Origin of the sequence: Pseudoalteromonas sp. S554 (genome assembly GCF_005930865.1) — a bacterium.
GTDB lineage: Bacteria > Pseudomonadota > Gammaproteobacteria > Enterobacterales > Alteromonadaceae > Pseudoalteromonas > Pseudoalteromonas marina.
This window is the reverse complement of record NZ_PNDV01000031.1, coordinates 1-25780: the sequence shown is the minus strand read 5'-3', so window position 1 is coordinate 25780 and position 25780 is coordinate 1. Positions and strand designations below refer to the sequence as shown.

Genomic DNA, 25780 nt, shown 5'->3' with positions numbered 1-25780 from the left:
AGTAATAGGCGCTGCATCTTCATCCATAGTTGCAGTATCGGCAGTGGCAACGGGTGCATCGTTGATTGGTAAAATAGTAATGCTTAGTGTTGAAGTCGCATTTGCATCTTGCGCATCTTTTATTGAATAAGTCACCGTTGCTACGCCATTTGCATTAGGGGCAGGTGTGTACTGAATTTGATTTTCAATAATTAGCGCAGTGCCACTGTCGGCAGAGACTTCGCTCAATATTAAGCTGTCGCCATCAATATCCGAATCATTGGCTAAAACGTCAATGAGCAATGCAATTGCGTCTTCATTTATGGTAGCAAGGTCAGCGTTTGCAACGGGTGCATCATTTACAGGCGTTACAATAATCGTAACACTTGCGGTACTGTCTTTCTCACCAGGAGAGCCATTTTCATACCCATCAGTAATACTGTAGGTAAGAACAGTTTGCCCAGAAAAGTTGGCCGGCGGGGTATATTCAATTTGCCCATTAACAATGCTTGCTGAGCCAAGTGTGCTATTTACATTAAATAGTGTAATGGTATCGCCGTCAGCGTCTGTGTCATTTGCTAATACATTAAGCTGTGTTGCGCTGCTATCTTCGGCTATGGTGAACTGATCATCGCTTGCCTCAGGGAAGGTGTTATTTCCACTTTCACTTAGTGTTACTTGAGCGGTTGCGGTTAAGCCCTGAACGTTTGAAATTGAATAAGAAAAACTATCGACCCCAGAAAAATCAGCATTGGGTTGATAAGTGAATGAACCATCACTATTTAAATTGAGCGTGCCGTTTTGAGGCACTGTAACAGGTGTGGTGTTAACAGTAAGTTCGCCAGTTTCTATATTAAAGTCGTTGGCTAGTAGGCCACTTTCAGCTGAGACTGAAAATAGACTATTTCGGCTAAACTGATATGCGTCGTTTTGCGCAACCGGGTTATCTGGCTGGCTATTTACAATGATAGTGACAGTTGCTGTGGCACTGGCGCCCTGAGAGTCAATGGCTGCATATTGAAACTGGTCTACCCCATTAAAGTTAGCATCAGGTATGTAACTAAAGCTGCCATCAATGCTAAGTAAAAGTTGCCCGTGAGTAGGTGCAACTATAAAGGTGTCGTCTACCGTAAATGTGTCACCGTTAGGGTCGGTATCATTGCTAAGTACCCCATTTTCTGCAGAGATAACAAGCGTATTATCTTCGTTTACGTTATAACTATCGTTATTAGCAACGGGAGCCGAGTTAGTATTGGTGCTTACAATAAATACAGTTGCTGTAGCTTCACCGCCTTGGTTATCAATAACTTTATATTGAAAGCTATCTTCACCTTGCATATTTGGTTCGCCTTGGTATTCAAAGCTACCGTCAGCAAATAAGGTTAGCTGTCCGCGCAGCGGCTCATTAACAGGCGCTATATCAACCGTAAGTTCATCTAAATCAACATCGCTATCATTACCTAACAAACCGGGAGCTGAAACAGTTAACGTACCATCACTTGAAATATTATAGGTATTGTTTAGGGCAGTAGGCGCATCATTAATTGGGTTGATAGTTATTGCCACAACCGCGGTGTCGGTTCTGCCTAGCTCGTTAATAATTTGATAGCTAAATGCATCTTCACCATTAAAGTTAAGCGCAGGCTGATAAGTAAAATCACCCGATTCGGTCATAGTTACTGAGCCATGCGAAGGGGGCACTAATACTTGTGTGTTGGCAAGGAGCTGTCCGCTATACGGATTCGTATCGTTTGTTAGTACATTGCCTTGCAGGGCAGTATCTTCATCAATTTCAAATATATCGTTGTTAGCTGTAGGAGCAAAAGCAAGTTCTCCACCTAGGGGAGCTATGTTTATTAAGTTAGAAAACCCACTTTCACCGCTACCATCTATGCCTGTTATAAGAGCTTGATAGCTTTTGTTTGTAATCGTGTTTGGTATTGTAAAGAAAGGGTCCGAAATGCTTAAAAATTGTTGGCCATTTTCAAGTTCATCAACATTAGAAGGCGACACACCCGGTTGGGTGGCAATATATACGTTGTAACGGTTTAGCTCATTGTTGGCTTGCCAAGCAAGGTTAATACCTTGATCTTCTCGTTGAGCTGTTACTCCTACAATTTGATGAGGCTGCCAGCTAAACGTAATTGCATCGGCAAGTACTTGGTTTTGGAGTGTATCTGTTATCCATATTTCTAAGCGTAATTCTCCAGCACTTACACCATAAAGAGATGGGCTTAACCCAATAACAGAACGCTCGTATTCATTACCACAATCAGATGAGCAAATAGGCAGGCTTTTATTAACGCTGGGTAATACTAAGTTTATTTCGCTAATACCGTCGGGATCGCGGGCGTTAAGTAAAAATGAAACATTACCCTGTACTGTTTCTGTTTGAGTAAAGCCAATAGTAGCTTGCGAGTTTGCTATAGCTGAGCCCACAGCGCCGCGACTCACGGTATTTTCACCTAAAATCTGTATTTGTGTTGTTTTATTACTGGCTAAAACGCCCGCTAAATTTACATAACTTGCAACGGCTGGTGGGTTAACTGTAGATGTAGGCGCTTGCGCTGACGCTTGAGGTTGTTGCTCATCTGAGCCTCCGCAAGCACTTAGTGCAAACATCATTGAACCAAGCAAAAAGTGTTTTTTGGCGGTCATTATTTAATACTCCAAAATAAAAGCGGTCTATCCAATGTGTTTACGGTTCTAAAATAAAAGAACCGCTCGCGTTTACATCTGGATTATTAATTTCACTCAACTGAAAGTTACCTATAATGGTGTCTAGGTCATTTAAAAACACCGCGTCTATATCACCTTCTGCTTTATTGTTTCCGTATGAGGCAAACGTAATAGCTAAATCAAGTTCACTTATATTTATTAAACCACTGTACGCGGCATACCATGTACCACCTGCATCTTTAAAGCTAATTTCGCCATCAGGCACTGTTCCATTGTCAAAATCAACGGCCATAGTCATAGAAAAGTCGGTAACGCCTCCAGCACTTGAAGCCACACTAAAATCAGAAGCGCTGTAGTTAAAAACACCTTGGCGTTGAGCTATTTGGTCAACTAAAAAGGCGTTATCTACAGCCTGAAATTGCTGCTCAGAGTATGCGTCTGCTGTGCTATCATCTTCTATAATTGTGTTGTTTGTTGAGGCTGTTTGAGTTTGCTCTGTTTCTTCACTTTCGCTATTAGGCTCAATAGTTGCAACGGTTTGATCAAATACAGCTGCGGCACGCGTTGTTGTAAAAACATCACCAGTACTTGTAATTTTTGCAAACGAAAACGCTTCATTATCACCAAGCGACAGCACGTTATTATTTGTAAGTGTTAGGTCGATTGCACCATCCCACACAGCTATAAATACATCACTACCTACTAGCTGCACTTCAAAGTGCGTGCCACGAATACCAATTGACCCCACAGGGGTTTTGACGTCATAAGCACCGCCATTTTTTTTGATAACGCCAGATATAGAACGCAGGCCGCCTTTGAGTAACTCAATAGATGCAGACCCTTGTTGTGTGTTTTTATCAAACTGGTAATTGGCTATATTAAGTTCTGAATTTTCTTTTAAAGAAATTAAACCGCCATCTAACATTGAAAACTGCGCTTTACTTTGGTTGCCAGTCGTTATTCGGTCTATACCAAAAACAGTATCACGACGCTGTAATTGACGTTGTTGGGCTGCCTCATTTGTTGCTAATACAGAACCACGGGCCAAAATTGTTTTACCCGCTGGCTCACTTGCTTGCGCATAAAAATTTACACACAGTAAGGCGGTAATGATAGGAAGTATGTGTTTCATAAATACCTTAAATTAAAATGAGTAAGAGGCGCTTAAATTAATGTCTAAACGGTCGTATTCGAACAAAGCAATATTGCTGCTTTTATCCTGATAGTTAGTGGTTAGTTGCAACGCAAAATCACGATTAACTAAGTAGCGAACAGTAGCCGAGAGCATAAGTAGATTATCGGCACGTTCTTGCAAAAATAAAGGATGATCTTCTTGATAATTAATCCATTGGTAACCAGCAAGTGAAAGTAATTGCCAATTTTTGGCTAATTGAGTGTTGGCTTGGTAGTACACACTGGTGCTTTGGCGACTATTAAACTCTCCCTGAGTTAAGTCAGCGTCTTCATTTTTAACATTGACACTAAAGCGGTTAAACCAATGCTGTGTTGAATAACTTACTCCAGTATTAATCGCATAAAATGTATTATCGAGCTTGTCGTCAAATCGGTTGTTTAAATCCCCCCCACTGAGCGCTGCAAAAAGGGTAATACTGTCTGATAACGTAAAGTTAGCCCCCAAGGTTATAGCCGACTCAGCTCTATAAAGTTCCGAATCAAGTATTAAAGGTGTTGTTGAAGCCTGAACGTGCCAATTAATACTTCCAATTTCATAATTGTATGCAGCACTAAAATGGGCATTAACTCTGTCATACTGACTCAGTTCGGCGAATTTATACCATCCAGCGTTAGCGTTTATTACTACAGTGCTTTGTTGATTAATAGGGTAAGAGTATTTACCTGAGTAATTAAGCTTAGCGTAACTATCATCTGTGCTTTTGCTTTCAGGAGATAATAAAAATTCACCAATTTCAGGAATAATAATTGTATCTTCTGTGGTGCCTGCATTTACGTTGCCATCAACGCCCAACGCAAACTCAATATTTTGAGAATAAAAATCACCGGCTCGTTTACTCTGTAAAGCGACCCTATCTAACAATGCCTGTGCAGAGGTTTTTATGGTGTTTGGCGCCATAGATGAGTTAACAAGTATTAAGGCTTGATTTTGTGCAGCAGGAAAGTTTTTTACCAACATATAAGCGCGAGCTAAAAATAAACGCGCTTCATACCACTTTGGGTTGCTTTCAATGGTGCGCTCAAAAGCAAAAATAGCCTCAGCAGTATGATTTAACTTTAAAGCAGAAACACCTAACAAAAAATCATAAGTGGGCTCGCCTAAATACTGGTTTTGTTCCTGGCTTAGCTGGTAGGCTTGATGAAATTTTTTTTCAGAGACTAATTTTTGTACATCGATTAAAAACTGACTGTAGCTGTTAATATTTTGTGCAATAGAACTAAAACTGAGGGCGGTTAAATAACTACATAGGAAAAGCTTTAGAATCGGTTTAATCATACTTAGTTATATATCTTGAAAAGTGTAGATATATTTTACAGTAAAAATAGGTTTTGAACAGAAAATAAGCGGTTTTTAATGAAAATACATAATAAATTCAATGATATTTAATTTTAAGCATAAATATCAATTCATCGAAGATAATATATGGCTAACAAATTTGAATATAAGCGGGTTTAAAAATTTTGTGTAAGATTAACGTTGTAGATTTTATTAACAGAGGAAGATTGGTATAGAAAAAAATGGGGCGATTGACGGGGCTTGAACCCGCGACAACCGGAATCACAATCCGGGGCTCTACCAACTGAGCTACAACCGCCACTACACACCTTGTTTGGTGTGGCGCGCATAATACATAAAATAATAAACCTTGTGAAGCCTTAAATTAAAAAAAATTAAATTTAAAAATAAAATCTAAAAATTCACTCTCGTACAGCGAAAGTTCAGTAATGCTTCTTCAAGCTATGCGCGATTAAAAACTATAAACAATTCGCCATATATATAGTATGAATTCATTAATAAATGAGAACAAATTGTAAATTAATGTATAATGCTATCCGGAAAAACACTAATCAAAAACATTTGGAGTAAACATGGATTCAGTACTTAATTGGCTTAATGATAACTCAGGCTTAATTTTACACTATAGTATTCAAGCAGTTGTTGCGCTTATTATCTTTTTAATAGGTAGTAGGGTTTCTAAGTTTTGTTCTAACTTGACAGAAAAAGGGTTTGCAAAAAAACAGGTAGACAAAGCGGTTGGTTCTTTTGTAGCAAGCATTGTGTATACCCTTGTATTTGCATTAACAGTACTAATGGCGCTTTCGCAAATTGGTATTGAAACAACGTCATTCATTGCTATTTTAGGTGCAGCCGGCTTAGCGGTAGGTTTAGCATTGCAAGGTTCACTGTCTAATTTTGCGTCGGGTGTACTAATCATTTTACTTCGTCCGTTTAAATCGGGTGATTTTGTAGAAGCCGGTGGCAAATCTGGTACGGTTAAAAAAATCGAAATATTCTCTACAGAACTTCGCACACCAGATAATAAAGTAATCATTGTTCCTAACTCTCAAATTATGTCGGGCGCTATTACTAACTTCTCAAGAGAATCAACTCGTCGTATCGATTTAGTGATTGGTGTTGGTTACGATGCTGATTTACGCCAAGCAAAAGAAGTATTAAAATCAGTACTTGATGCAGAGACTCGTTTACTAACAGACCCTGCTTATACAGTAGCTGTTAATGAGCTAGGCGACTCAAGTGTTAACTTTGTAGTGCGTCCTTGGGTTAATGCTGCTGACTACTGGCCTACATATTTTTCATTAATGGAAAATATTAAAATTGCATTAGACGACGCAAATATTTCAATTCCATTTCCGCAAATGGATGTTCATTTACACAAGCAAGACTAATTTTTAGTATTAAATAGGTTATTTTTAATGAAATTAAAGCTTTTATTAGTGTTAGTTGCAGCATCTGCTGCGACTAACGCTTTCGCTGAAGATGCAGAGCAAAAAACGTGGGAAGTTACCAGTGAGCTTGGTGCTATTGTTACTAGTGGTAACACTGAAACAACAACGCTTAAAGGTGGTATTAAAGTACAGCACAACTTAGAAAGCTGGAACAACGAGTACAAGCTTGACGGAATCTATAAAGAAGATGAAGTTGACGATGCAAACGGTAACAAAGTTACTCAACGCACAAACGAAAAGTACTCAATTTCAGCCCAAGGTAATTACAAATTAAATGAAGAGCATTCTCATTTATTCATTTATGGTTCACACGTTTCAGACTACTTTGGTGCATACCGCAGTGAATCTGTAATTTCAGCGGGTTATGGCTTACGTTTGTTAAATGAAAAAACAATGTGGTTAAGCGCAGAGATTGGTCCGGGTTACAAGTACTTTGAGTACCCAGATGACAGCACTGAAGTAGACGAAAATGGCAACCCGCTTGCTGGTGAGTTTGAAGGTGAAGTAATTGCCCTTGGTAAATTAGACTACAATTGGCAAATCTCTGATAATGCACGTTTTACGCAGCTAGTGGCGGTTGAATACGGTGACACGAACACTAAAACACGTTCAGAAACGGCATTGCTTGCTAAAATTAATGGTTCTTTACAAATGAAAGTAGCTTTTAATGTTACCAACAACTCAGACGTTGCTGATGACAAAGAAAGCACAGACACAGAGACGTCATTCACACTAGTTTACAGTTTTTAACCAAAACCATTAAATTAGTGACATTTAAATGACAAAAGGGGCGAAAGTCCCTTTTTTATTTGCCTCAGATTAATGTATTATAGCCACCAATTTTGGTTGTAGACCTAGGGATATACCTACTCGTGAAAGTTTTTACACAATTATTAAGTGCTTTTGTTCTTTTATTTAGCATCAACGCAATGGCTTTTACGCCAACTGCTTCGCAGCTAGAGCAATTTAAAAAACTACCTAAATCACAGCAAGAAGCCTTAGCTAAGCAGTATGGTGTTGACATTTCTACAATCACAGGATCAAACCAATCAAGTAATCAAACACCAACCAGTCAGCCAACGATTGGCGAGCGCGAAGAGCCACAGCAAGCAGAACTCAGCGATGATGAGCGCTTTAATCCTAAAAAAGATGAATTAAAACCATTTGGTTATTCACTGTTTGCCGGTGAGCCGACCTCTTTTATGCCAAATGAAAGCGCAGCAGTTCCTGATACTTATTTAGTAGGCCCTGGTGATCAGTTAAACATTAACTTTTATGGTAAAGAAAGTGAAAGTTTTGATGTTACAGTCGATCGTGAGGGCAGAATTAGCATTCCTGATTTAACACCAGTTCAAGTAGCAGGCTTAACGTTTGCAGAAGTAAAAGCGCTTATTAATGCAAAAGTAGAGCAGGAAGTTATAGGCGTAAAAGCGTTTGTATCGCTTGGGCAGTTACGCAGCATGCGTATTTTAGTATTAGGTGAGGCTTACAAACCGGGTAGCTATAGTGTTTCGTCTTTAACTACCGTATCGCATGCATTATTTGTCAGTGGTGGTGTATCTGACATTGCTTCTCTTCGTAATATTCAAGTTAAACGCGCTGGTAAAGTGGTTAGTAACTTCGATTTATACGATTTACTGATCAACGGCGATAGCAGTAAAGATATAGTATTAAAACCTGGGGACGTTGTATTTGTACCTTCTGTTGGTTCACAAATAACGGTTGAAGGCCTTGTAAAACGCCCAGCTATTTTTGAACTTAAACAAGGTGAAACGGCTAAACAACTTTTAAACATGGCCGGTGGATTAAAACCAGAGGCTTATGCTAAAAACGTGGTTGTTGAACGTTTTAATAATCAGCGTAAAGAAATACTCTCTGTTGATTTTAGCAAAAGTAACATTAGCTATATTCCACAAGATGGCGACCGAGTTCGTTTTAATTCGGTAAGTTCACAATACGAAAATTCAATCAGCCTAATTGGTGCTGTTGCACGCCCAGGTAACTATCAGTGGTACCAAGGTAAACGTATTTCAGACGTACTAAAGTCAGTGCGCGGCGATTTACTTCCTCAGGCAGACTTAAGTTACGGTTTATTAATTCGTGAAACAAACATTAATGGTGACATAGAAGCGCACCAGTTTGACGTAGCGCAAGCGATTATTAAAAACGCTGACAATAACCTAGCGCTAAAAGCGAACGACAAAATCATTATATTTAGCCGCTTTGAAGAAAAAGAAATAGAAAAAACAGCGCTTGAAAACATGGCGCTAAGCCAAGAACAACAAGAGCAACAACTTAAAGCCGAGCAATGGTATGAGTTTAAACAAAAAGAGTTTGAAAAATACATTGGAATAAACCAAAAAGAAGAAATTATTACTGAAAGTGGGCAAGCCCTCACAATTGCAGATATTTCAAAACGTAAAGTTAACGAACAATCGCAAGAATTAAAAGCAGAAGACTATGCCTTTTTTAGTCGCCATAATTTACTTCTTCCTATTATCGAAAAGTTAAAACAGCAAGCATCAATAGCGCAAGCTATGCAGCTAGTTGAAATTAACGGTAACGTCACTTACCCAGGGATTTATCCTCTTACAGTGAGTGGCGAAGTAGCCGACTTAGTAACCGCAGCAGGTGGCTTATTAGAATCCGCTTATACTAAACAAGCTGAAATAACGCGCATTGTTTTAGGTGATGCCTCTCAGGTAGAACACGTACGATTTGATCTTGAAAGTGCACTAAAAGGTGAATCACAAAACAATATCACCCTTCGTAGTAAAGACAGCATTAACATTTTCTCGATTCCTAACTGGCAAGAAAATGTAAAAGTACAGTTAAAAGGTGAACTTAAGTTCCCGGGTACATACACTATTCGCCGAGGCGAAACGCTTACTGATTTACTTAAACGAGCGGGTGGTTTTTCTGATTTTGCAGAACAAAACGCAGCAATATTTACTCGTGTTTCTATAAAGGAGCAAGAGCAACAACAGCTAGCTCGTTTATCAACCGAGCTACGCCGTGATATTGCATCAAAAAGCTTTCAAAATTCAGTAAGTGGTAACACTCTTTCATACGATGAGATGGATAAACTACTAAACGATTTAGCAAGTGTTGAAGCGGTAGGGCGTTTAGTTATTGATTTACCTTTAATAGTAAATAACCAACAAAACTTAGTTCTACAAAATGGCGACACGCTTTACGTACCAAGCAAACGTGATTCTATAAGTATTATTGGCGAAGTTAACTACTCTACATCGCACCTTTATAAAGCAGGCGTAAGTGTTGATGATTACATTGACCTAAGTGGCGGCCTTAAAGAACGAGCTGCAGAAGACCGCATTTACATTATTAAAGCGAATGGCTCTGTTGAAATTCCAAATACAGGAGGCTGGTTCGCGGCTAATAATGCAAACCAGTTAGAGCCAGGCGATACAATAGTAGTCCCTATGGATGCTGGCCATATGGACAAGCTGACGCTTTGGAGTACAGCTACGCAGATCCTTTATCAACTAGGTGTTGCTGTTGCAGCGATTGGTAGTCTTTAAATACTAAACTAAGGTATGAAATTGAACAATTTTAATATAATTCGGTTCTATAGGCATTTGAAGCAAGATTGGCATATTTTAGTATGTATAGCTTTAGTAATAACTTTAATCATGGCTGTAGTTGCCTTCAATAGCCCCGATAGATATAGATCAGAAGTTTTAGTTGCTCCTTCAGCTCAAAGTAATAGCAGTGGTCTGTCTGGTTTAGCATCTCAATTAGGTGGTGTAGCATCACTTGCTGGAGTTAATCTTGGTGGCGGTGGAAGTGATAAAACTATAGAGGCCCTAGAAACTTTAAAAAGCAAAGACTTTTTAATTGATTTTATAGAAAAGTATCAGTTAAAAATTTTCCTAATGGGTGTTGATGGTTGGGATATTGTAAAAGACGAAGCTATTTACAGTGATGAGTATGATGCTAATACAAATCAATGGAAACGAGATGTTAAATTCCCTAAAAAGAATGAGCCAAGTTTATATGAAGTTAGTGATTACTTTTTAAAGCACAACCTATCAATAAATACAGTAGCAGAAACAGGTTACACAGTTATTGAGGTTGAGTATTTTTCACCTAAGGTAGCAAAGGAAATTGCTGTAAATTTAGTTTTAGAAGTAAATATGAAAATTAGAGAAAAAGATATTGCTGTTAGCCAAAATACGTTGAAATTTTTAAATGATGCATTAGCAAAAACAAATATAAATGAATTAAAACAACAGATATTTACATTGATGGAACAGCAACTTCAAACTCAAATGTTAGCGGAAGTAAAAGAGGATTATGTGTTCAAAGTAATTGATATGCCTTACGAAGCTGAGGAACGATTTGCTCCCAATAGAATATTAATGTGCATTTTGGGTTTACTATTAGGTTCACTCCTCGGTTTTTTAACTTCATTGACTCGTTTCGTAGCTAAAGAAGCTCAACGTGCGGACGTATAAATAATGATTAATAACTCACATAATGTTCAAAAAAGTAATAAATCAAACATCTTAAAAGGTAAATCATTTACCTGCAAAACTATTTATGTTTTTTGCCCCCAATCTTCTGTAGATATGCTACGAGTAATTGAAAAAGAGCATAATTTTGATTTTGTATTTAATGATAAAACGATTAAAAATTATAAGTCGAAAGTAATTTGTCACTATAAAAGTTCTGATCTAGACAGTGATTATAAAAAATTATTAGTTGAAGCGCTCGAATATGGTGGCTATGTTGAATCGTTAGATGACTATTTGGAGAAGAGAGTTGGTTTCACTGAAGTCATGCTTTTAAACAGTGGCTACTTTCTTCATCAAAAAGCGTTTGGTATTTTATCGAATAAACGAACTCAGTTTGTGAAACGCTTTGTAGATATTATCTCAGCTTTATTATTATTAATTTTGACATTACCGATAAGTTTAATTATTGCTTTACTTATTAAGTTGGAATCCCGAGGTCCTGTGTTCTATAAGCAGGAGCGTACCGGGCTTTATAACGAAACATTTAAAGTTATTAAGTTTAGATCAATGAACACAGAAGCGGAGAAAAATGGTGCTCAATGGGCCAATAAAAATGACTCAAGAGTAACACGAGTTGGTCGCTTTATTCGTGCAACACGCATAGATGAGCTTCCTCAAGTGATCAATATTATTCGTGGAGACATGTCTATTGTTGGACCAAGGCCTGAACGTGAAATATTCATTAAAGATCTGGAAAAAGAGATCCCATATTATCGGTTTAGACACGCTGTAAAGCCCGGTGTTACGGGCCTTGCACAAGTTTCATATCCATACGGTGCATCATTAGAAGATGCGGTATGGAAGCATAAGTACGATATATACTATATCAAAAATCATAGTACTTGGGCCGATATTAAAATTTTATTTAAAACATTTAAAGTTGTTTTATTAGGTATGGGCCATTAAAGTGAGGGGACTTAACTTTCTTTATAAATTATTGCATGAGGCAATCCCTGCCTATACCAAACTAAATATGTTTTTAGTATGAAAACTAGTGATGTTATGAAAAGCTCATTTATTAATATGAGCTTGCAAATATTCCCTATTTTGAGTGCTCTTCTATCTGTACCCTTAACTATAAAGTGGTTTGGATCTGAGCTTTTTGCTGTTTTTTCTTTATCGATTAGTATAGTTGTATTATTTAATTATTTAAATTTTGGTGTTGCTCAATCAGTCAATCGGCTTTTGGCGCATGAATCTTGTGAAAAATCTATAAGCGATATTATTTCATCATCGTTTTTAATAATGCTTTTAATAGGTGTAACTGTTAGTGTTGCGACCTACTTTTTTTCGTATGAAATAGTCAGTTTATTTATAGATTCAAGTAACGATAACTATCAAAATGCCTATAAAATGTTAAGTGCGGTGCTATATGCGTCGCCATTATTTTTGTTGATCATTTTATTAAGAGCGATCTTAGAGGCTAAGTTACTTTTTAAAATAACAGCTGTAAACCGAGCTTTTCTAAATTCAGTATTATTTCTATCACCAGCAATTTGTTATATTGCTGGGCTGGAAATGTTCTATGCAATGTATATTGCTATAACTATACATATTGTTTCTTTTATTTTTTTATTAAATAGAGTTTTTCATTACTATACTCATATTACTAAAAGTTTTGATAGCTATGTTTCAAAGCAGTTGATTACAAGTGGTGGCTGGTTAACTTTAATCTCTTTATCGTCAATTATACTTATTTATGCTGACAAATTTATTATTAGCTCTAATATAGGTCTATTGGAACTAGCATATTATGTTGCAGCATATGACCTCATATCACGCACTAGTATTGTATATGGCTCTATAAGTGCAGCATTTTTCCCCGCGTTTTCGTTTTGGTTTAAAAATGGACATATTGCACAATTAAAAGAATCTATAAATACTTTGTACATATTAATAGCTTTAATGATGGGTGTTATTGTTGTTGGAACCTTGTTATTATCAAAGTCTATTTTAGCTATATGGATTAATGCAGATTACGCTAAAAACTCTGCGCAACTGTTAAATATATTATCTATAGGTGTATTTTTTCAAGCATTAGCGGTGGTACCTCTTCGAGTTCTAACTGCAACGGTATTTGAAAAACCAGTGGCTCTAATTTACCTAATTCTCTCAGCGCTTTATCTTCTTTTAAGTATCTACCTTTCTCATATATATTCAGTAATAGCAATTGCAATACTATTTAGTGTTAAGGCGGTATTTGAATTTGTTGTTTTACATTGTTATATGTCATTTAAAATTACGATAGACAGTTTTGACTTTTCTTTTTTATATAGAACTATGCTCGTTATAGTGTTCGTTTTTTTATTTAGTTATTATGATTTTTATATACAGATTATATCGTCAAGTATATTAATTGTAGTGTTGTTTTTTCCTAGAGAGAAAGATAAAGCAAGGTATGTGAAAATGTTGAGTTTAGTGCGAAATAAAGGAAGAGTAGAACAATCATGAACTATGGATTTTTCGATATGAATTTAATGGGTATTACTAGATACCCAAGTTTAATTGCACATGAAATTTTAAATCAAAAAACCGATTCATCTTTTTTTTTCTTTTATGAGCAAGAAGGTTCATTATCAGAGGAGGAGGCTTTAGCTATTCTCCCCGTAAATTCAAAATTAATTAAAGTTCAAAGCATTAGCGGGTACTCAATAAAAAGAATAATAACTCAATCTAAAATAAAAATACTAACTGTAATGGCGCAAAGAATTCCAGATACAGCTTTTGTCCTAGGAGCGAAAGAAAGTGGAGTTTATACAATAATGTTTCAGCATGGTTTATATATTCCATTTATCAAAAGAGAAACGTCACTGCTCATTCATCAAGTTAAAAAAGTATTTAGGTTTGTTTGCTATGTAAATGCTGTCGCCTCTTTGGTAGATAAAAACTTTATTGCAACGCTATATAACTATATACAAGTTTTTATTTTTGGAAAAAATATCAAACAGACATCATTACCTTATCAGAAATTAAATGCCGACCATGTTTTAGTCTATGGCGATTATTGGAAGCAATATCATAAAGATGTGTTTGGTTATGCTCTTAGTCAGCAAGACGTTGTTGGTTATCCAGAATTAAAAAGTTTAACAAATGAAAATGAAAATATTTCAGCAGAAGGTGTATGTTACATCACGCAAACATTGGTTGAAGATGGTCGATTAGCAAGGAAGATCTTAATTGACTTTATGAAGGCGTTATCTCAAAGCTGTCAAGAAAAAAAACTAACTTTAACCATTAAACTCCACCCTAGAAGTGATTTAACATTATACAAAGAGTTAGCTGGTGTTGTTGTTTTTGAAAAAAAACGTTTTCCCATTTCAGATCTTTATGTTGGGCATTATAGCTCGTTAGTCGCTAAAGCTGCCTTTATTACGAACAATATATTGCTAATCGACTTTCCTGGCCACGATATACCAGAATATATAAAGTCTATTTCTTCTCATCGATTTAATTATAATGAAGTTACAGAGTTTACTGAAATATTAGCTAGCAAGAATATTAAGTCGGAAAAAATTATTTCAGAAAACAAAGCAAAGCTAAAAAATATCTTTGGAGAGCCTAGTTTAGACCCTGTTCAGAATGTAGCAACTTATATTCAGGGCCACAAATGCTAGTAATTGTACATGACCTGATTAGCGTCCTGTTGGTCCTCTCAGTACTGTTTGGAGCACTTATGTACCTTAAGCTGAGTAGTAGGCCTATATACTACTTAGCTGGCTTAATCATTACGCTTTCATTAAGTTACCTATTTATTGTGCACTTAATCTCAATTAATATGGGGCGCGATGGTTTTTCGATATTTGTTAAAAAAGATTTAGTCGATGATAAGCTATATTTTTACACTGCTAAACTTATGGCCAGTCAATTATTAAGCTTAGGCCACATAGAGAAAGAGGTTATATTCGCTTTTCAAACTTCTGAGTTTGGATACGACTCTCCTAAGTCACTCTATTTTTCTGCACTTGCAGTGCCATTGTATTTGATATTTCCGGAGGCCGGTACTCTCGGGTTTAAGTCACTAAATATTTTATTCTTTTGCATTGCTGTACTGCTATTGGCAAGGGAGCTATTAGATGAAAGCGATAATAGAAGACAAACATTAGCAGAGGTAAATGTAAGTTGGTATGCTTTTTTATTTGCTATATTTATATCATTTTATCCAACATTACTTATTCGTTTAGTACAAATAGAAAAAGATGTATTTTTGTTTTCTCTCTTCTCAATAGGTTTTATATGCCTATTACACAAAGTGAATGGAAGAGGAACCTTATTTAAAGGTATATGTTTATCATTAATTATTGTAATACTTATTTTTTACAGACCACAGTTTTCCTTGGTATTATTATTTTCTTATATATATTTAGTTCTCTTTAAAACGAAGAGCTTTAAAGTTTTTTTCTTACAACTAGCTGTTGTTATTGTTTTGATCCCAATTCCATTGCTCTTACTGAAAAGCTACTTTCCTGACGTTTTTACTATTTTAGTTGCAATTAAAAGTTACTCAGTATTAGCCGGAGCTACTGATGTAATTGCTGTCGATTATGAATCTGTACTGGGTATATATAAAACGATAGGTACCTCTTTATACTTTTATTTATTCGCGCCAATATCAATTTATGCACTAAAGGCAAATGCATTATGGAAAGTAATGATGTTAGAGCCAATATTGTTTTTTCTCATTCCGTTTCTAGTGTGTTTATTTTCGTACAAAAAAGTTAAAAACGGTAGCTATTTACTGATGTTAGGTATTGTTATATCCATTATATTAGCCTTACTTTCTGTTTATTATGAATCGCATGTTGGTAGCTATATGAGAAAAAGATTGCCTCTATATGCTATGTGGATATTCCTAGGCTTTTATTTTGCTAAACATAGAAATAAGGTACTCAAAAATGAAAAAAATAGCAGTGATTTGTAATTCTACAAATCCTGATTTAGAAATGTATTTTGAAAAGAAATATCATTTCTTTAAAGATGAAATTAGCTTTTTTGCAAATAAAAAAATAGCTAATAAGCTAAATATTTCTAAATCTTCATATGCGAATGTGTCTGGTTTTTCGTGGCGAATTTTTTTAGATTGTTTTTTGTCTTTTGCTGTTTTATTTAAGTTGCTTATAAATCGCATTAATACAGTCGTATTTGATACTGCGCACATCGCTAATTTACCTGTTGCGATGCTCTGTAAGCTTTGTCGAATAAAGCTTGTATTTACTATACATGATTGGACCCCCCATCAAGGTGAGCAGCAAAAAGCTGTTGAACTATATAATAAGTTTGTAAAAAGCATGCTTGCGGATGAGTTTATTGTCTTCTCTAAAGTAACTACAAATAAAACAACCCATCACTTAAGCCTTTCCGGTTTTGATAAGTCGATAAGTGAAGAGGCACAAAACTACTATTTATTTTTTGGCCGTATCGAACCTTATAAAGGCTTAAAATATCTTATCCAAGTAGCTAATGAGTTAACTCGTCTAGGGAGAAGTGAGAAAGTACTAATCGCTGGCAAAGGGGATGACCCTGCATTGGCACAACTTGCTATTTTACCAAATGTTGAGTTAATGAATTACTTCATCGAAGATGTAAAACTTGATGCTTTATTAAAGGGGGCAATTGCCACTTTGTTGCCATACGATAGTGCAACACAAAGTGGTGTTATTCTCCATTCTTATGCATATAGTAAACCTGTTATTTCATTTGATGTTGGTGAGTTAGCTTCATATATTGAGCAGGGAAAAAGTGGATATTTAGTAAAGCATGGAGATATTAAGCAATTTGTTATGTGTATGCTGGATATCAAAGCAAATGAATTGAAATATAAAAACGGCGTTGAATTAGAGTTTAGCAAATATGATAATGCAGCTCTTAAACGACAGTATAAAGAGCTTTTTCAGAAGTTAAAAACTAATTTAGTTACAGGTGTTAAATGATTTTACCGATAATAATGGCAGGCGGTTCGGGTACTCGTCTTTGGCCTCTTTCTCGTGGTAATTACCCAAAGCAATTTTTAAAGTTAAGTGGCGACTTAACAATGTTGCAGCAAACAATTACCCGTCTAGAAGGGTTACCACATGAGCCTGCGATGTTTATTTGTAATGAAGAGCATCGCTTCATAGCAGCAGAACAAATTCGCCAAGCAAATGTATCTCATAGTGGTATTTTATTAGAGCCAGTTGGGCGAAATACGGCTCCAGCAATTGCCTTAGCTGCCTTAAAGGCAATAGAAAATGGTGACGACCCTCTTTTACTTGTTTTAGCAGCAGATCATGTTATTGAAGATGTAGCCGCATTTCAAAAAAGTATTTTAATAGCTAGAGCACACGCTGAAAAAGGTAATCTCGTAACGTTTGGTATAGTCGCAAATAAACCAGAGACAGGCTATGGATATATTAAACGAGGTAAAGCACAAAATGATGGATTTATCGTCGATAGTTTTGTAGAAAAACCGGATTTAGAAACTGCCCAACAATATATTGATAGCGGTCAATACTATTGGAATAGTGGCATGTTTTTATTTAAAGCGAGTAAATACTTACAAGAGCTAAAAGAGTTTCGCCCGGATATTTTAAGCGTCTGTGAAAAAGCAATTAAGGTGCAATCTAGTGATATGGACTTTATGCGGATAGATGAAGGTGCATTCATAGAATGTCCAGATGAATCAATTGATTACGCTGTAATGGAGCAAACAAATGATGCAATTGTCATTCCTATGGATGCTAAGTGGAATGATATTGGTGGTTTTTCAGCATTATGGGAAGTCTCACCGAAAGATAATAATGGAAACGCATTTACAGGTGACGTTAAGTCTGTAAATACAAAAAATTCTCTCGTATTCAGTGAAGATAAGCTGGTCACTACAGTAGGGATTGAAGACTTAGTAATTATCAATACAAAGGATACAGTACTCGTAGCTAAAAAATCAGAGTCCCAACTTGTTAAATCAATTGTAAGTCAACTCAAAGAAGAACAACGGTCAGAGGTTACTTTTCATCGAGAAGTTTATAGACCTTGGGGAAAATATGACTCAGTTGATAGCGGAAAGCGCTTCCAAGTAAAACGTATTACAGTAAAACCAGGTGCCAAATTATCTGTTCAAATGCACCATCATCGTTCCGAGCACTGGATTGTAGTTTCTGGTACAGCAAAAGTGCAGATAGATGATACAGAAAAGTTTATTACGGAAAATGAATCTGTTTATATCCCAATTACAGCTATACACGCGTTAGAAAACCCGGGCAAAGTTGATCTTGAGCTGATAGAGGTCCAATCAGGCTCTTATTTGGGTGAAGACGATATTGTTCGCTTTGAAGACCGTTACGGAAGACTGGAAAATTAGAAGGGCTTAAATATGCAAGCACAGACTATTATAAAAGAAAGCGGAGTGCTATTTGGTACAAGTGGTGCTAGAGGTTTAGTTGATGTATTTTCGGCTAATGTTTGTGCTGCTTTTACTATTGCTTTTATTGATGCAATTGAAAACGATTTTTCATTTGATACAGTTGCTATCGCGATAGACAACCGTCCTAGTAGCTATGCTATGGCGCAAGCATGTGCATCAGCATTAAAATTACACGGATTAGATGTAAAATACTACGGGGTTATTCCAACGCCAGCATTAGCATTCAAAGCAATGCAAGATTGCATGCCATCAATAATGGTTACTGGAAGTCACATTCCTTTTGATCGTAACGGCTTAAAATTTTATCGACCTGATGGTGAAATAAGCAAACAAGATGAAGTTGCAATTTTTAACAGTCCAGTAAAAGTGCAACCATTACCTGCAAATTTAATAGAATTAAACATAGATAAGTCAGCCAAAGAGGCATACTGTCAGCGTTACGCATGTTTATTTACCCCCGATACCTTAAGAGGAAAAAAGATAGGTGTTTATGAGCATTCAAGTGCTGGAAGAGATATTTATAAGCAACTCTTTATTGAGCTTGGTGCAGAAGTTATAAGTTTAGAGAGAAGCGATCACTTTATACCAATTGATACAGAAGCTGTATCAGAGCAGGATAAACTAAAAGCAATTGATTGGGTTAATGAATATGGTTTCGATGCCATTTTTTCAACGGATGGAGATGGTGATAGACCATTGCTATCAGATGAAAAAGGGCAATGGTTAAATGGAGATCTATTAGGGCTATTGTGCAGTAAACTTTTGAGCGTCGATTCTTTAGCTATACCTGTTAGCTGCAATACTGCAATTGAGAAGTCAGGCCTATTCATGCAAGTTAATAGAACTAAAATTGGCTCACCATATGTTATTGCTGAATTTAACGAGTTGCTTGTTAATTCATCACGCGTTGCTGGCTTTGAGGCTAACGGTGGTTATTTACTTGCGAGTGATATTAGTTTTAATGGGCAGGTAATTTCATCATTGCCAACAAGGGATGCATTGCTCCCTGCTCTCATTGTATTAGCACAGCCCAAAAGTATAAGTCATATGCTTGATGAGTTACCTCAAAGCTTTGTTGCAAGTAATCGAATAAAAGAGTTTCCTACCTCCAAAAGTAAGGCTTTACTGACTAAGTTAAGTAATGACGTTTCATTATTGACAGCTTTGTATAATTTAGAGCCACATCAAAAAGTGGATGTTACTGATGGGCTAAGAGTCACACTTAATAATAATGATATCGTGCATTTAAGGCCTTCAGGAAATGCACCTGAACTGCGTTGTTATGCAGAGTCTAGTTCGCTTCAAAATGCTCAACAAATTGTTATTAAAGCTTTAGATTTTGCTCGTAATATTGCAGTGTAATTTTACACTTTCTTAGAATTAAAAAGACATAAGCGCATTGCATTATCACGTTTTTCACTCGCATTGCGTAACATTATAAATAAGCATTTATTTGCCAACTAAATATTAAGGAATCTTTGAAATGTTCGAAGATAATAAAAGCATTAAAGTATTGGACTGCACACTACGTGATGGAGGTTATTATAACAGTTGGGATTTTCCTACCGATTTAATTAATCAATATTTAGAGGCTATGCAAGCCGCAGGTGTTGATATTGTTGAGCTAGGTCTACGTTCACTAATTAATAAAGGTTTTAAAGGTGCAAGCGCTTATACAACGGATAATTTTATTAACTCATTAGTCGTTCCTGAGCAATTAAGTGTTGCCGTAATGATTAATGGCTCAGAGTTAGTCGGAGAAACACCTCTTGAAAGTGTTTTAAGTACACTTTTTCCTGTAAAAGCAGCTGATTCACCTGTGGATGTGGTAAGGATTGCATGTCATGTCCACGAGTTTGTTAACGCTTTACCCGCTTGTAATTGGCTAAAAGAGCGAGGATACATTGTTGGTTTTAATCTAATGCAGGTAGCTGAGCGCTCACGAGAAGAAGTTGAAGCGTTATCTCTAGAAGCAAGTAAATACCCTATCGATTCATTGTATTTTGCCGACAGTATGGGAAGTATGAATCCACTGCAAACGTCTAAAATCATTAGTTGGTTACGTAAGCATTGGGAAGGTCCTATGGGAATTCATACCCATGATAATATGGGGCTTGCCTTACAAAATACATTACAGGCGGTCAACGATGGTGTTACATGGTTAGATGCGACTGTAACAGGTATGGGACGTGGCCCAGGTAATGCAAGAACAGAAGAGTTAGTTATTGAAGTTGCAGACTTAAAATCAATAAATATCAATATGGTGCCTTTAATGAGTGTAATTCGTAGCTTTTTTCAACCTTTAAAAAATCAATGCAGTTGGGGATCAAATCCATATTATTATTTAGCAGGTAAATATGGGATCCACCCAACCTACATTCAAGAAATGATGGGTGACTCTCGCTATAGTGAAGAAGATATTTTAGCTGCAATTGAGCATTTAAAACTTGAAGGCGGGAAAAAATTTAAGCTCGATACATTAGATTCAACTCGTGAATTTTATATCGGAGAGCCAAGAGGCTCATGGAATCCTACTGATATATTTGAAGGGAAAGAGGTTTTATTACTTGGTACAGGGCCTGGTGTTGCAGAACACAGAACCGTACTTGAAAGTTATATAACCAAAAATAATCCTGTTGTGATTGCTTTGAACACGCAATCTTCTATTGCTCAATCATTAATTGCTTTTAGGGTGGCATGTCATCCAGTTAGATTGCTAGCAGATTGTAGTGCACATGCTCAATTACCACAGCCTTTAATTACACCTGCATCAATGCTACCTGATGATGTATTAGATGCGCTGAAAGATAAAAAGTTACTCGATTATGGATTATCAATAGAAAGCGATACATTTAGCTTTGGCAGCCAATCAAGCGTATTACCAACGTCTTTAGTTATTTGCTATGCACTATCAGCAATTACTGCAGGTAAAGCATCTAAATTATTAATGGCTGGCTTTGATGGTTACAGTGCTGATGATCCACGTAATTCTGAAATGAATAAACTCCTTAAGTTATATGCATCTCAAGAACATGCTCTAGAACTGCTTTCGGTCACGCCAACGCGCTATGAAATTAAATCACAAAGTATTTATGGTTTAATGGAGTAACTGACATGGCTGTATTTGCTTTTTTACCCTGTAGAAAAGGGAGCGAACGCGTTCCTAAGAAAAATATTAAACCATTTAATAAGTTTGAAAATGGTTTAGTAGAACTTAAATTAAAACAGTTACTAGGGTGTGCCGCAATTGATAAAGTTATTTTATCAACAAACGATAACGAAATTTTAGATTATGCGGCCACTATAAAAAATGAGAGGCTTGTAATACATAAACGCGATGATGCTCTTTGCAGTAGCTCCACGAGTACAGATGAGTTAGTCGCGCACGCATTAAGTTTGGTTCCTGAAGGTCATATATTATGGACCCATGTAACGTCACCTTTCATAAATAGTGCGCAGTACGAACTTATTATAAAAGATTACTTTGAAAAGTTAGAAACTGGTTTTGATTCATTAATGACAACATCTTTAATCCATGGTTTTTTATGGAACAAAAATGGTCCTATTAATTATGATCGTAGTAAAGAGAAGTGGCCTCGCACTCAGACGATCGAACCAATATACGAAATTAATAGTGCTGTATTTTTAAATAGCGCAGCTAACTACTTAACATTAAATGATCGAATTGGTAATAACCCTTATTTATATGCAATGGATAAAATTATTGCACATGATATTGATTGGCCAGAAGACTTTGTTATCGCTGAAGCGATAGCTAATAATGGGCTAGCCGAGCTATGAAAATAACAGACTATAAAACAATTATTTTTGATTGCGATGGTGTTGTGCTTGACTCTAATAAAGTTAAAACAACCGCTTTTTATAAAGCGGCACTTCCATATGGAGAAGAAAAAGCGCAAAGTTTAGTGGATTATCATGTAGCTCGAGGCGGTATATCTCGTTATAAAAAATTTGAGTGGTTTATACAGCAATGTAAAGGTATTAAAGGGCCAACACTAACAGAGTTACTTGATACTTATGCTAGAGAGGTTGAAGTTGGTTTGTTGAGCTGTAAGATCGTAGAAGGGTTGGAACTACTTAAGAAGCAAACTGGAAATGCAAACTGGTTAATAGTATCTGGTGGTGCGCAACATGAACTTAGAGATGTTTTTTCCAAGCGGGGGATAGATTCACTTTACGATGGCGGTATATTTGGCAGTCCTGACACCAAAGATGAGATATTGGCTCGTGAAATAGCTAATGCTAATATTAAGCTCCCAGCTCTTTTTATTGGCGATAGTAAATATGACTTTGAAGCTGCAACCAATGCTAATCTCGACTTTATATTTATGACAAATTGGTCTGAAGTAAATGATCTAGATGCTTGGCTAAAAGATCAAAACATACAACATGAAAAATCTGTTTATAATCTTCTTTGTAATAGTTAAAAAACAATTTATTTAGAGTTGCAACAGTAACAAACAAACATGTTTTAAAAAATTGCGCCTGCAGAGAGTTTAAATGTATATTTTTATGTAGGCGCCTTGCTTGCTGGCGCGTTAAAGCTAATTTCCTATCTCAACTTTAACGCTTTCCCCCAACACCTCTTTATACTTATTTGCCAATGCAGCTTTTGCATCATCATCGCCATGCACAATTTTTATATGGCTTGGCTTTTTACGCATACCCGTTACAAACTTAATTAACCCGTTTTGATCGGCATGCGCACTATAGCCGCTAATAGTGTGTACTTTGGCATTAATGGTAACGCGTGTATTGTTTATGAATACATAACCATTACGTGGGCCGTATTGTTGAATATCGCGGCCTAGCGTGCCTCTCCCTTGGTAGCCCACAAATAAAACATCGGCGGTTGCATCACCTAAAAATCGCTCTAGGTAATTAACTATTCGGCCACCAGTACACATACCGCTGGCGGCTAAAATAATAGCAGGCGTTTGGCGCGTACTTAAGTAATTAATAATGGTCATATGCTCTTTGTGCGAATCAACCGTGGTTAGGTTTTTAAAATCAAGAGGGTGACGGCCTTTGGCTACTTTTTGTTTTGCTTCGTTATCCCACAAGTGCTTAAACTTTCTATATTGAGCAGTAAAGTTTGCCGCCATGGGGGAGTCGAGTATTACGTGTATTTCTCGCCATTTAGAATGCTTACCAGAGCTATGTATAAGTTGTTCTAGTTCATAAAGGAGCTCTTGGGTTCGGCCAATACTAAATGCAGGCACTAGCACCACGCCATTATCTGCAACCGCGCGCTCTATTACTTTTTTAAGTGTTTGGGTACGCTGTTTACGCCCTTGATGGTTTTTATCACCATAGGTGGATTCAATCACTAAAGTGTCGGCTTTATAAGGCGCTTTAGGTGAGGGGAGTAATGGCGTGTATGGAGCGCCCAAATCACCCGAAAATACAATGCGATGAATGCTACTTAGTTTATTGCTATGTTTATTCGTTTTAACGTCAATTTCAACATAGGCTGAACCTAAAATGTGCCCAGCTCGCTGAAGTCGTGCTTTAGCTTTTTGCTGTCCATTGCATGGCAAATCAAACCACGTTTTAAAATCAACGGGTACAACACGGCGTTTTAGTAGTTTTAGGCAGGCATTTATAATTTTAGGGTCGCGTGTTACGCCCACTTTTAGCGCATCTTCTATTACTAGCGGCAATAAACTTGCTGAAGCTTGCGAGGTATATATTGGCCCTTTAAAACCCGCGGCAAATAAATAGGGAATTCGGCCCACATGATCAATATGGCAATGCGTAACAATAAGCGCTATAACGTGGCTAATATCAAATTCTATTGATAAGTCTTCTTTTGAGTCCTCCCCTTGAAATAATCCGCAATCAATAAGCACACTTGTTTGCTCATTAATTAAAAGCTCATGGCATGAGCCTGTAACACCATTAACCGCGCCATGGTGAAGTATATCCATATACATTTACTCGAAAAAACTTGTTAATTACCTAAGGTAGATAATATTTTTGTAATTTGCAAAATATAAAATCAATACATTGTTAGAATGAAAAGTGAGCGGTGACAATAAGGCAATCATAAATTTCACTTTGGTTAAGTAATTGTTACGTAAACAATAACAATGAATATTGGTTATGTAAGTAACCAATAACTTATCAGGCTTATTTACATAGGCATTATGCGCTGGCTATAATAGCGCTCGATTTAGTTTAATCTTGTGTTTATTGCAATTTAGTAGGTAGTAAGGTTGCCATGGAAAGTTGGTATTTAGTTATGTGTAAGCCGCGCCAAGAAGAGCGGGCAAAAGCCAACTTGAATAATCAAGGAATTAAAGCTTTTTACCCCATATTAACCACCGAAAAGCTGGTTAAAGGTCGTCGTACCGTCAAACAAGTCGCCTTATTTCCAAATTACTTATTTGTTTGCCTAGACTCAAAAAGTGGGCCATTTGCCGCTGTAAAAAATACTCGCGGTATAGGTAGCTTTGTAACATATGGGGCTAATTTCCAAGTTGTACCATTAGCAATAATTGAGTATTTAAATAATCACAAGTCGCATACTGTTGAATCGCAATTACCTAAACAAGGCGATGCAGTAAGAGTGAGTAACCACTCGTTTAAAAATATAGACGCAATATACAAAGAGCCCGACGGCGATCTGCGCAGCATTTTGTTAATTAACTTGCTTAATAAGCAGGTAGAAATGAGCGTAGATAATACAGATATTGAATTTAGTTAAAGGTTTTGTAGGCAACTAGCCCACTGGCTCGGTAATTATTAAAAAATAGTTAATTTATCAGTAAGTAGGAACTGCAACCTAGGGGCGGAAGCGTGCCCGAAGGGCTAGATAAGCAAATAGTTTTGCTTTCAAGCTGGAGCGAGAGGAGCTCTGCGACGAACTGGAACGTGAAGCGTGCCCGAAGGGCTATTCGTAGACGCGCAGCTTGCTGGCGTTTAAAAGCAACGCTTTTACATTGTTAATTGCTTTGTAAAATCATAAGAAGCTGTACTCCTAATTGAGTAAGTTTTGTAACGAACTGGAACGTGCCCGAAGGGCTAGTCGAGCTAAAACACTATTATCACCACAGAGAAGACAAAGAGAAGTACAGGAGAAGTGATTTTAAAACCAACTCATTGTATTACGCTCTCCTCTGTGTAGCGCGCAGCGCCTCTGTGTTCTCGGTGGTCAAAATTGCCTTGCAGTTTTATTTTTAACCTAAATGGTAAAGTAAAAAATTATTATCACCACAGAGAA

At 36.7% G+C, this 25780-nt stretch carries 19 protein-coding genes and 1 tRNA gene; 15 read left to right on the top strand and 5 right to left on the bottom strand.

What is annotated here, in order from left to right; genetic code table 11:
- From CWB65_RS07455 to CWB65_RS07440, 4 genes are all read right to left on the bottom strand, one after another.
- On the bottom strand, positions 1–2637 hold a 2637-nt coding region (locus CWB65_RS07455), incomplete at its 3' end, for an Ig-like domain-containing protein (protein WP_138740308.1).
- Between the two features lie 40 nt (positions 2638–2677).
- Complete coding sequence (locus tag CWB65_RS07450; protein WP_138740307.1) at positions 2678–3790, bottom strand: FecR family protein; 1113 nt, start codon at positions 3788–3790, stop codon at positions 2678–2680.
- A 12-nt stretch (positions 3791–3802) separates the two neighbouring features.
- A complete protein-coding gene (locus CWB65_RS07445; RefSeq protein ID WP_138740306.1) occupies positions 3803–5128 on the bottom strand; it encodes a porin family protein in 1326 nt (441 codons plus the stop codon).
- Positions 5129–5371: 243 nt separating this feature from the next.
- Positions 5372–5447, bottom strand: a tRNA-His gene (locus CWB65_RS07440).
- Between the two features lie 274 nt (positions 5448–5721).
- Here CWB65_RS07440 and CWB65_RS07435 point away from each other — a divergent pair.
- The 14 genes from CWB65_RS07435 (at position 5722) to CWB65_RS07370 (ending at position 22982) form a co-directional block, all read left to right on the top strand.
- On the top strand, positions 5722–6540 hold the full coding sequence (locus CWB65_RS07435; RefSeq protein WP_138740305.1) for a mechanosensitive ion channel family protein: 819 nt from the start codon (positions 5722–5724) through the stop codon (positions 6538–6540).
- Positions 6541–6567: 27 nt separating this feature from the next.
- Positions 6568–7350, top strand: a complete 783-nt coding sequence (locus CWB65_RS07430; protein ID WP_138740304.1) for a DUF481 domain-containing protein — start codon at positions 6568–6570, stop codon at positions 7348–7350.
- Between the two features lie 122 nt (positions 7351–7472).
- On the top strand, positions 7473–10142 hold the full coding sequence (locus CWB65_RS07425) for an SLBB domain-containing protein (RefSeq protein ID WP_138740303.1): 2670 nt from the start codon (positions 7473–7475) through the stop codon (positions 10140–10142).
- Between the two features lie 21 nt (positions 10143–10163).
- Positions 10164–11078, top strand: coding sequence for a Wzz/FepE/Etk N-terminal domain-containing protein (locus tag CWB65_RS07420; RefSeq protein WP_171047577.1), 915 nt, complete (start codon positions 10164–10166; stop codon positions 11076–11078).
- Positions 11079–11081: 3 nt separating this feature from the next.
- Positions 11082–12044 carry an exopolysaccharide biosynthesis polyprenyl glycosylphosphotransferase gene (locus CWB65_RS07415; protein WP_171047576.1) on the top strand — a complete coding sequence of 321 codons (963 nt, stop codon included), beginning with the start codon at positions 11082–11084 and terminating at the stop codon, positions 12042–12044.
- Positions 12045–12122: 78 nt separating this feature from the next.
- Positions 12123–13589, top strand: a complete 1467-nt coding sequence (locus tag CWB65_RS07410; protein WP_138740301.1) for an oligosaccharide flippase family protein — start codon at positions 12123–12125, stop codon at positions 13587–13589.
- Positions 13590–13606: 17 nt separating this feature from the next.
- A complete protein-coding gene (locus CWB65_RS07405; RefSeq protein ID WP_138740300.1) occupies positions 13607–14752 on the top strand; it encodes a polysialyltransferase family glycosyltransferase in 1146 nt (381 codons plus the stop codon).
- A 59-nt stretch (positions 14753–14811) separates the two neighbouring features.
- Complete coding sequence (locus CWB65_RS07400; RefSeq protein ID WP_138740299.1) at positions 14812–16056, top strand: hypothetical protein; 1245 nt, start codon at positions 14812–14814, stop codon at positions 16054–16056.
- The gene (locus CWB65_RS07395) at positions 16031–17065 is read left to right on the top strand and encodes a glycosyltransferase (RefSeq protein WP_138740298.1); all 1035 of its coding nucleotides are present in this window, start codon (positions 16031–16033) and stop codon (positions 17063–17065) included. The genes CWB65_RS07400 and CWB65_RS07395 overlap by 26 nt, the downstream gene beginning before the upstream one ends.
- On the top strand, positions 17062–18471 hold the full coding sequence (locus CWB65_RS07390; protein ID WP_138740297.1) for a mannose-1-phosphate guanylyltransferase/mannose-6-phosphate isomerase: 1410 nt from the start codon (positions 17062–17064) through the stop codon (positions 18469–18471). The genes CWB65_RS07395 and CWB65_RS07390 overlap by 4 nt, the downstream gene beginning before the upstream one ends.
- A gap of 12 nt (positions 18472–18483) precedes the next feature.
- Positions 18484–19896 (top strand): phosphomannomutase, encoded by a 1413-nt coding sequence (locus tag CWB65_RS07385; RefSeq protein ID WP_138740296.1) that lies wholly within the window; start codon positions 18484–18486, stop codon positions 19894–19896.
- A 121-nt stretch (positions 19897–20017) separates the two neighbouring features.
- On the top strand, positions 20018–21643 hold the full coding sequence (locus CWB65_RS07380) for an aldolase catalytic domain-containing protein (RefSeq protein WP_138740295.1): 1626 nt from the start codon (positions 20018–20020) through the stop codon (positions 21641–21643).
- Positions 21644–21648: 5 nt separating this feature from the next.
- Complete coding sequence (locus CWB65_RS07375) at positions 21649–22335, top strand: acylneuraminate cytidylyltransferase family protein (protein WP_138740294.1); 687 nt, start codon at positions 21649–21651, stop codon at positions 22333–22335.
- Positions 22332–22982: an HAD family hydrolase gene (locus tag CWB65_RS07370; RefSeq protein ID WP_138740293.1), complete on the top strand. Its 651-nt coding sequence runs from the start codon at positions 22332–22334 to the stop codon at positions 22980–22982. Before CWB65_RS07375 ends, CWB65_RS07370 begins: the two co-directional genes overlap by 4 nt.
- A gap of 117 nt (positions 22983–23099) precedes the next feature.
- On the opposite strand, the gene CWB65_RS07365 is transcribed toward CWB65_RS07370, so the two are convergent.
- On the bottom strand, positions 23100–24485 hold the full coding sequence (locus CWB65_RS07365; protein ID WP_138740292.1) for an MBL fold metallo-hydrolase RNA specificity domain-containing protein: 1386 nt from the start codon (positions 24483–24485) through the stop codon (positions 23100–23102).
- 293 nt (positions 24486–24778) lie between these two features.
- Between CWB65_RS07365 and rfaH the strand changes: the two genes are divergently transcribed.
- The gene (gene rfaH, locus CWB65_RS07360; protein WP_138740291.1) at positions 24779–25264 is read left to right on the top strand and encodes a transcription/translation regulatory transformer protein RfaH; all 486 of its coding nucleotides are present in this window, start codon (positions 24779–24781) and stop codon (positions 25262–25264) included.
- Positions 25265–25780: the final 516 nt, after the last annotated feature.

Excerpts from the sequence above, each read along its gene's own strand:
- CWB65_RS07365 (WP_138740292.1), bottom strand. The coding sequence starts at position 24,485 with ATGGATATACTTCACCATGGCGCGGTTAATGGTGTTACAGGCTCATGC.
- CWB65_RS07395 (WP_138740298.1), top strand. The coding sequence starts at position 16,031 with ATGAAAAAAATAGCAGTGATTTGTAATTCTACAAATCCTGATTTAGAA.
- CWB65_RS07390 (WP_138740297.1), top strand. The coding sequence starts at position 17,062 with ATGATTTTACCGATAATAATGGCAGGCGGTTCGGGTACTCGTCTTTGG.
- CWB65_RS07370 (WP_138740293.1), top strand. The coding sequence starts at position 22,332 with ATGAAAATAACAGACTATAAAACAATTATTTTTGATTGCGATGGTGTT.
- CWB65_RS07430 (WP_138740304.1), top strand. The coding sequence starts at position 6,568 with ATGAAATTAAAGCTTTTATTAGTGTTAGTTGCAGCATCTGCTGCGACT.
- CWB65_RS07445 (WP_138740306.1), bottom strand. The coding sequence starts at position 5,128 with ATGATTAAACCGATTCTAAAGCTTTTCCTATGTAGTTATTTAACCGCC.
- rfaH (WP_138740291.1), top strand. The coding sequence starts at position 24,779 with ATGGAAAGTTGGTATTTAGTTATGTGTAAGCCGCGCCAAGAAGAGCGG.
- CWB65_RS07375 (WP_138740294.1), top strand. The coding sequence starts at position 21,649 with ATGGCTGTATTTGCTTTTTTACCCTGTAGAAAAGGGAGCGAACGCGTT.
- CWB65_RS07405 (WP_138740300.1), top strand. The coding sequence starts at position 13,607 with ATGAATTTAATGGGTATTACTAGATACCCAAGTTTAATTGCACATGAA.
- CWB65_RS07385 (WP_138740296.1), top strand. The coding sequence starts at position 18,484 with ATGCAAGCACAGACTATTATAAAAGAAAGCGGAGTGCTATTTGGTACA.
- CWB65_RS07380 (WP_138740295.1), top strand. The coding sequence starts at position 20,018 with ATGTTCGAAGATAATAAAAGCATTAAAGTATTGGACTGCACACTACGT.
- CWB65_RS07415 (WP_171047576.1), top strand. The coding sequence starts at position 11,082 with ATGATTAATAACTCACATAATGTTCAAAAAAGTAATAAATCAAACATC.
- CWB65_RS07450 (WP_138740307.1), bottom strand. The coding sequence starts at position 3,790 with ATGAAACACATACTTCCTATCATTACCGCCTTACTGTGTGTAAATTTT.
- CWB65_RS07410 (WP_138740301.1), top strand. The coding sequence starts at position 12,123 with ATGAAAACTAGTGATGTTATGAAAAGCTCATTTATTAATATGAGCTTG.
- CWB65_RS07400 (WP_138740299.1), top strand. The coding sequence starts at position 14,812 with ATGTACCTTAAGCTGAGTAGTAGGCCTATATACTACTTAGCTGGCTTA.
- CWB65_RS07435 (WP_138740305.1), top strand. The coding sequence starts at position 5,722 with ATGGATTCAGTACTTAATTGGCTTAATGATAACTCAGGCTTAATTTTA.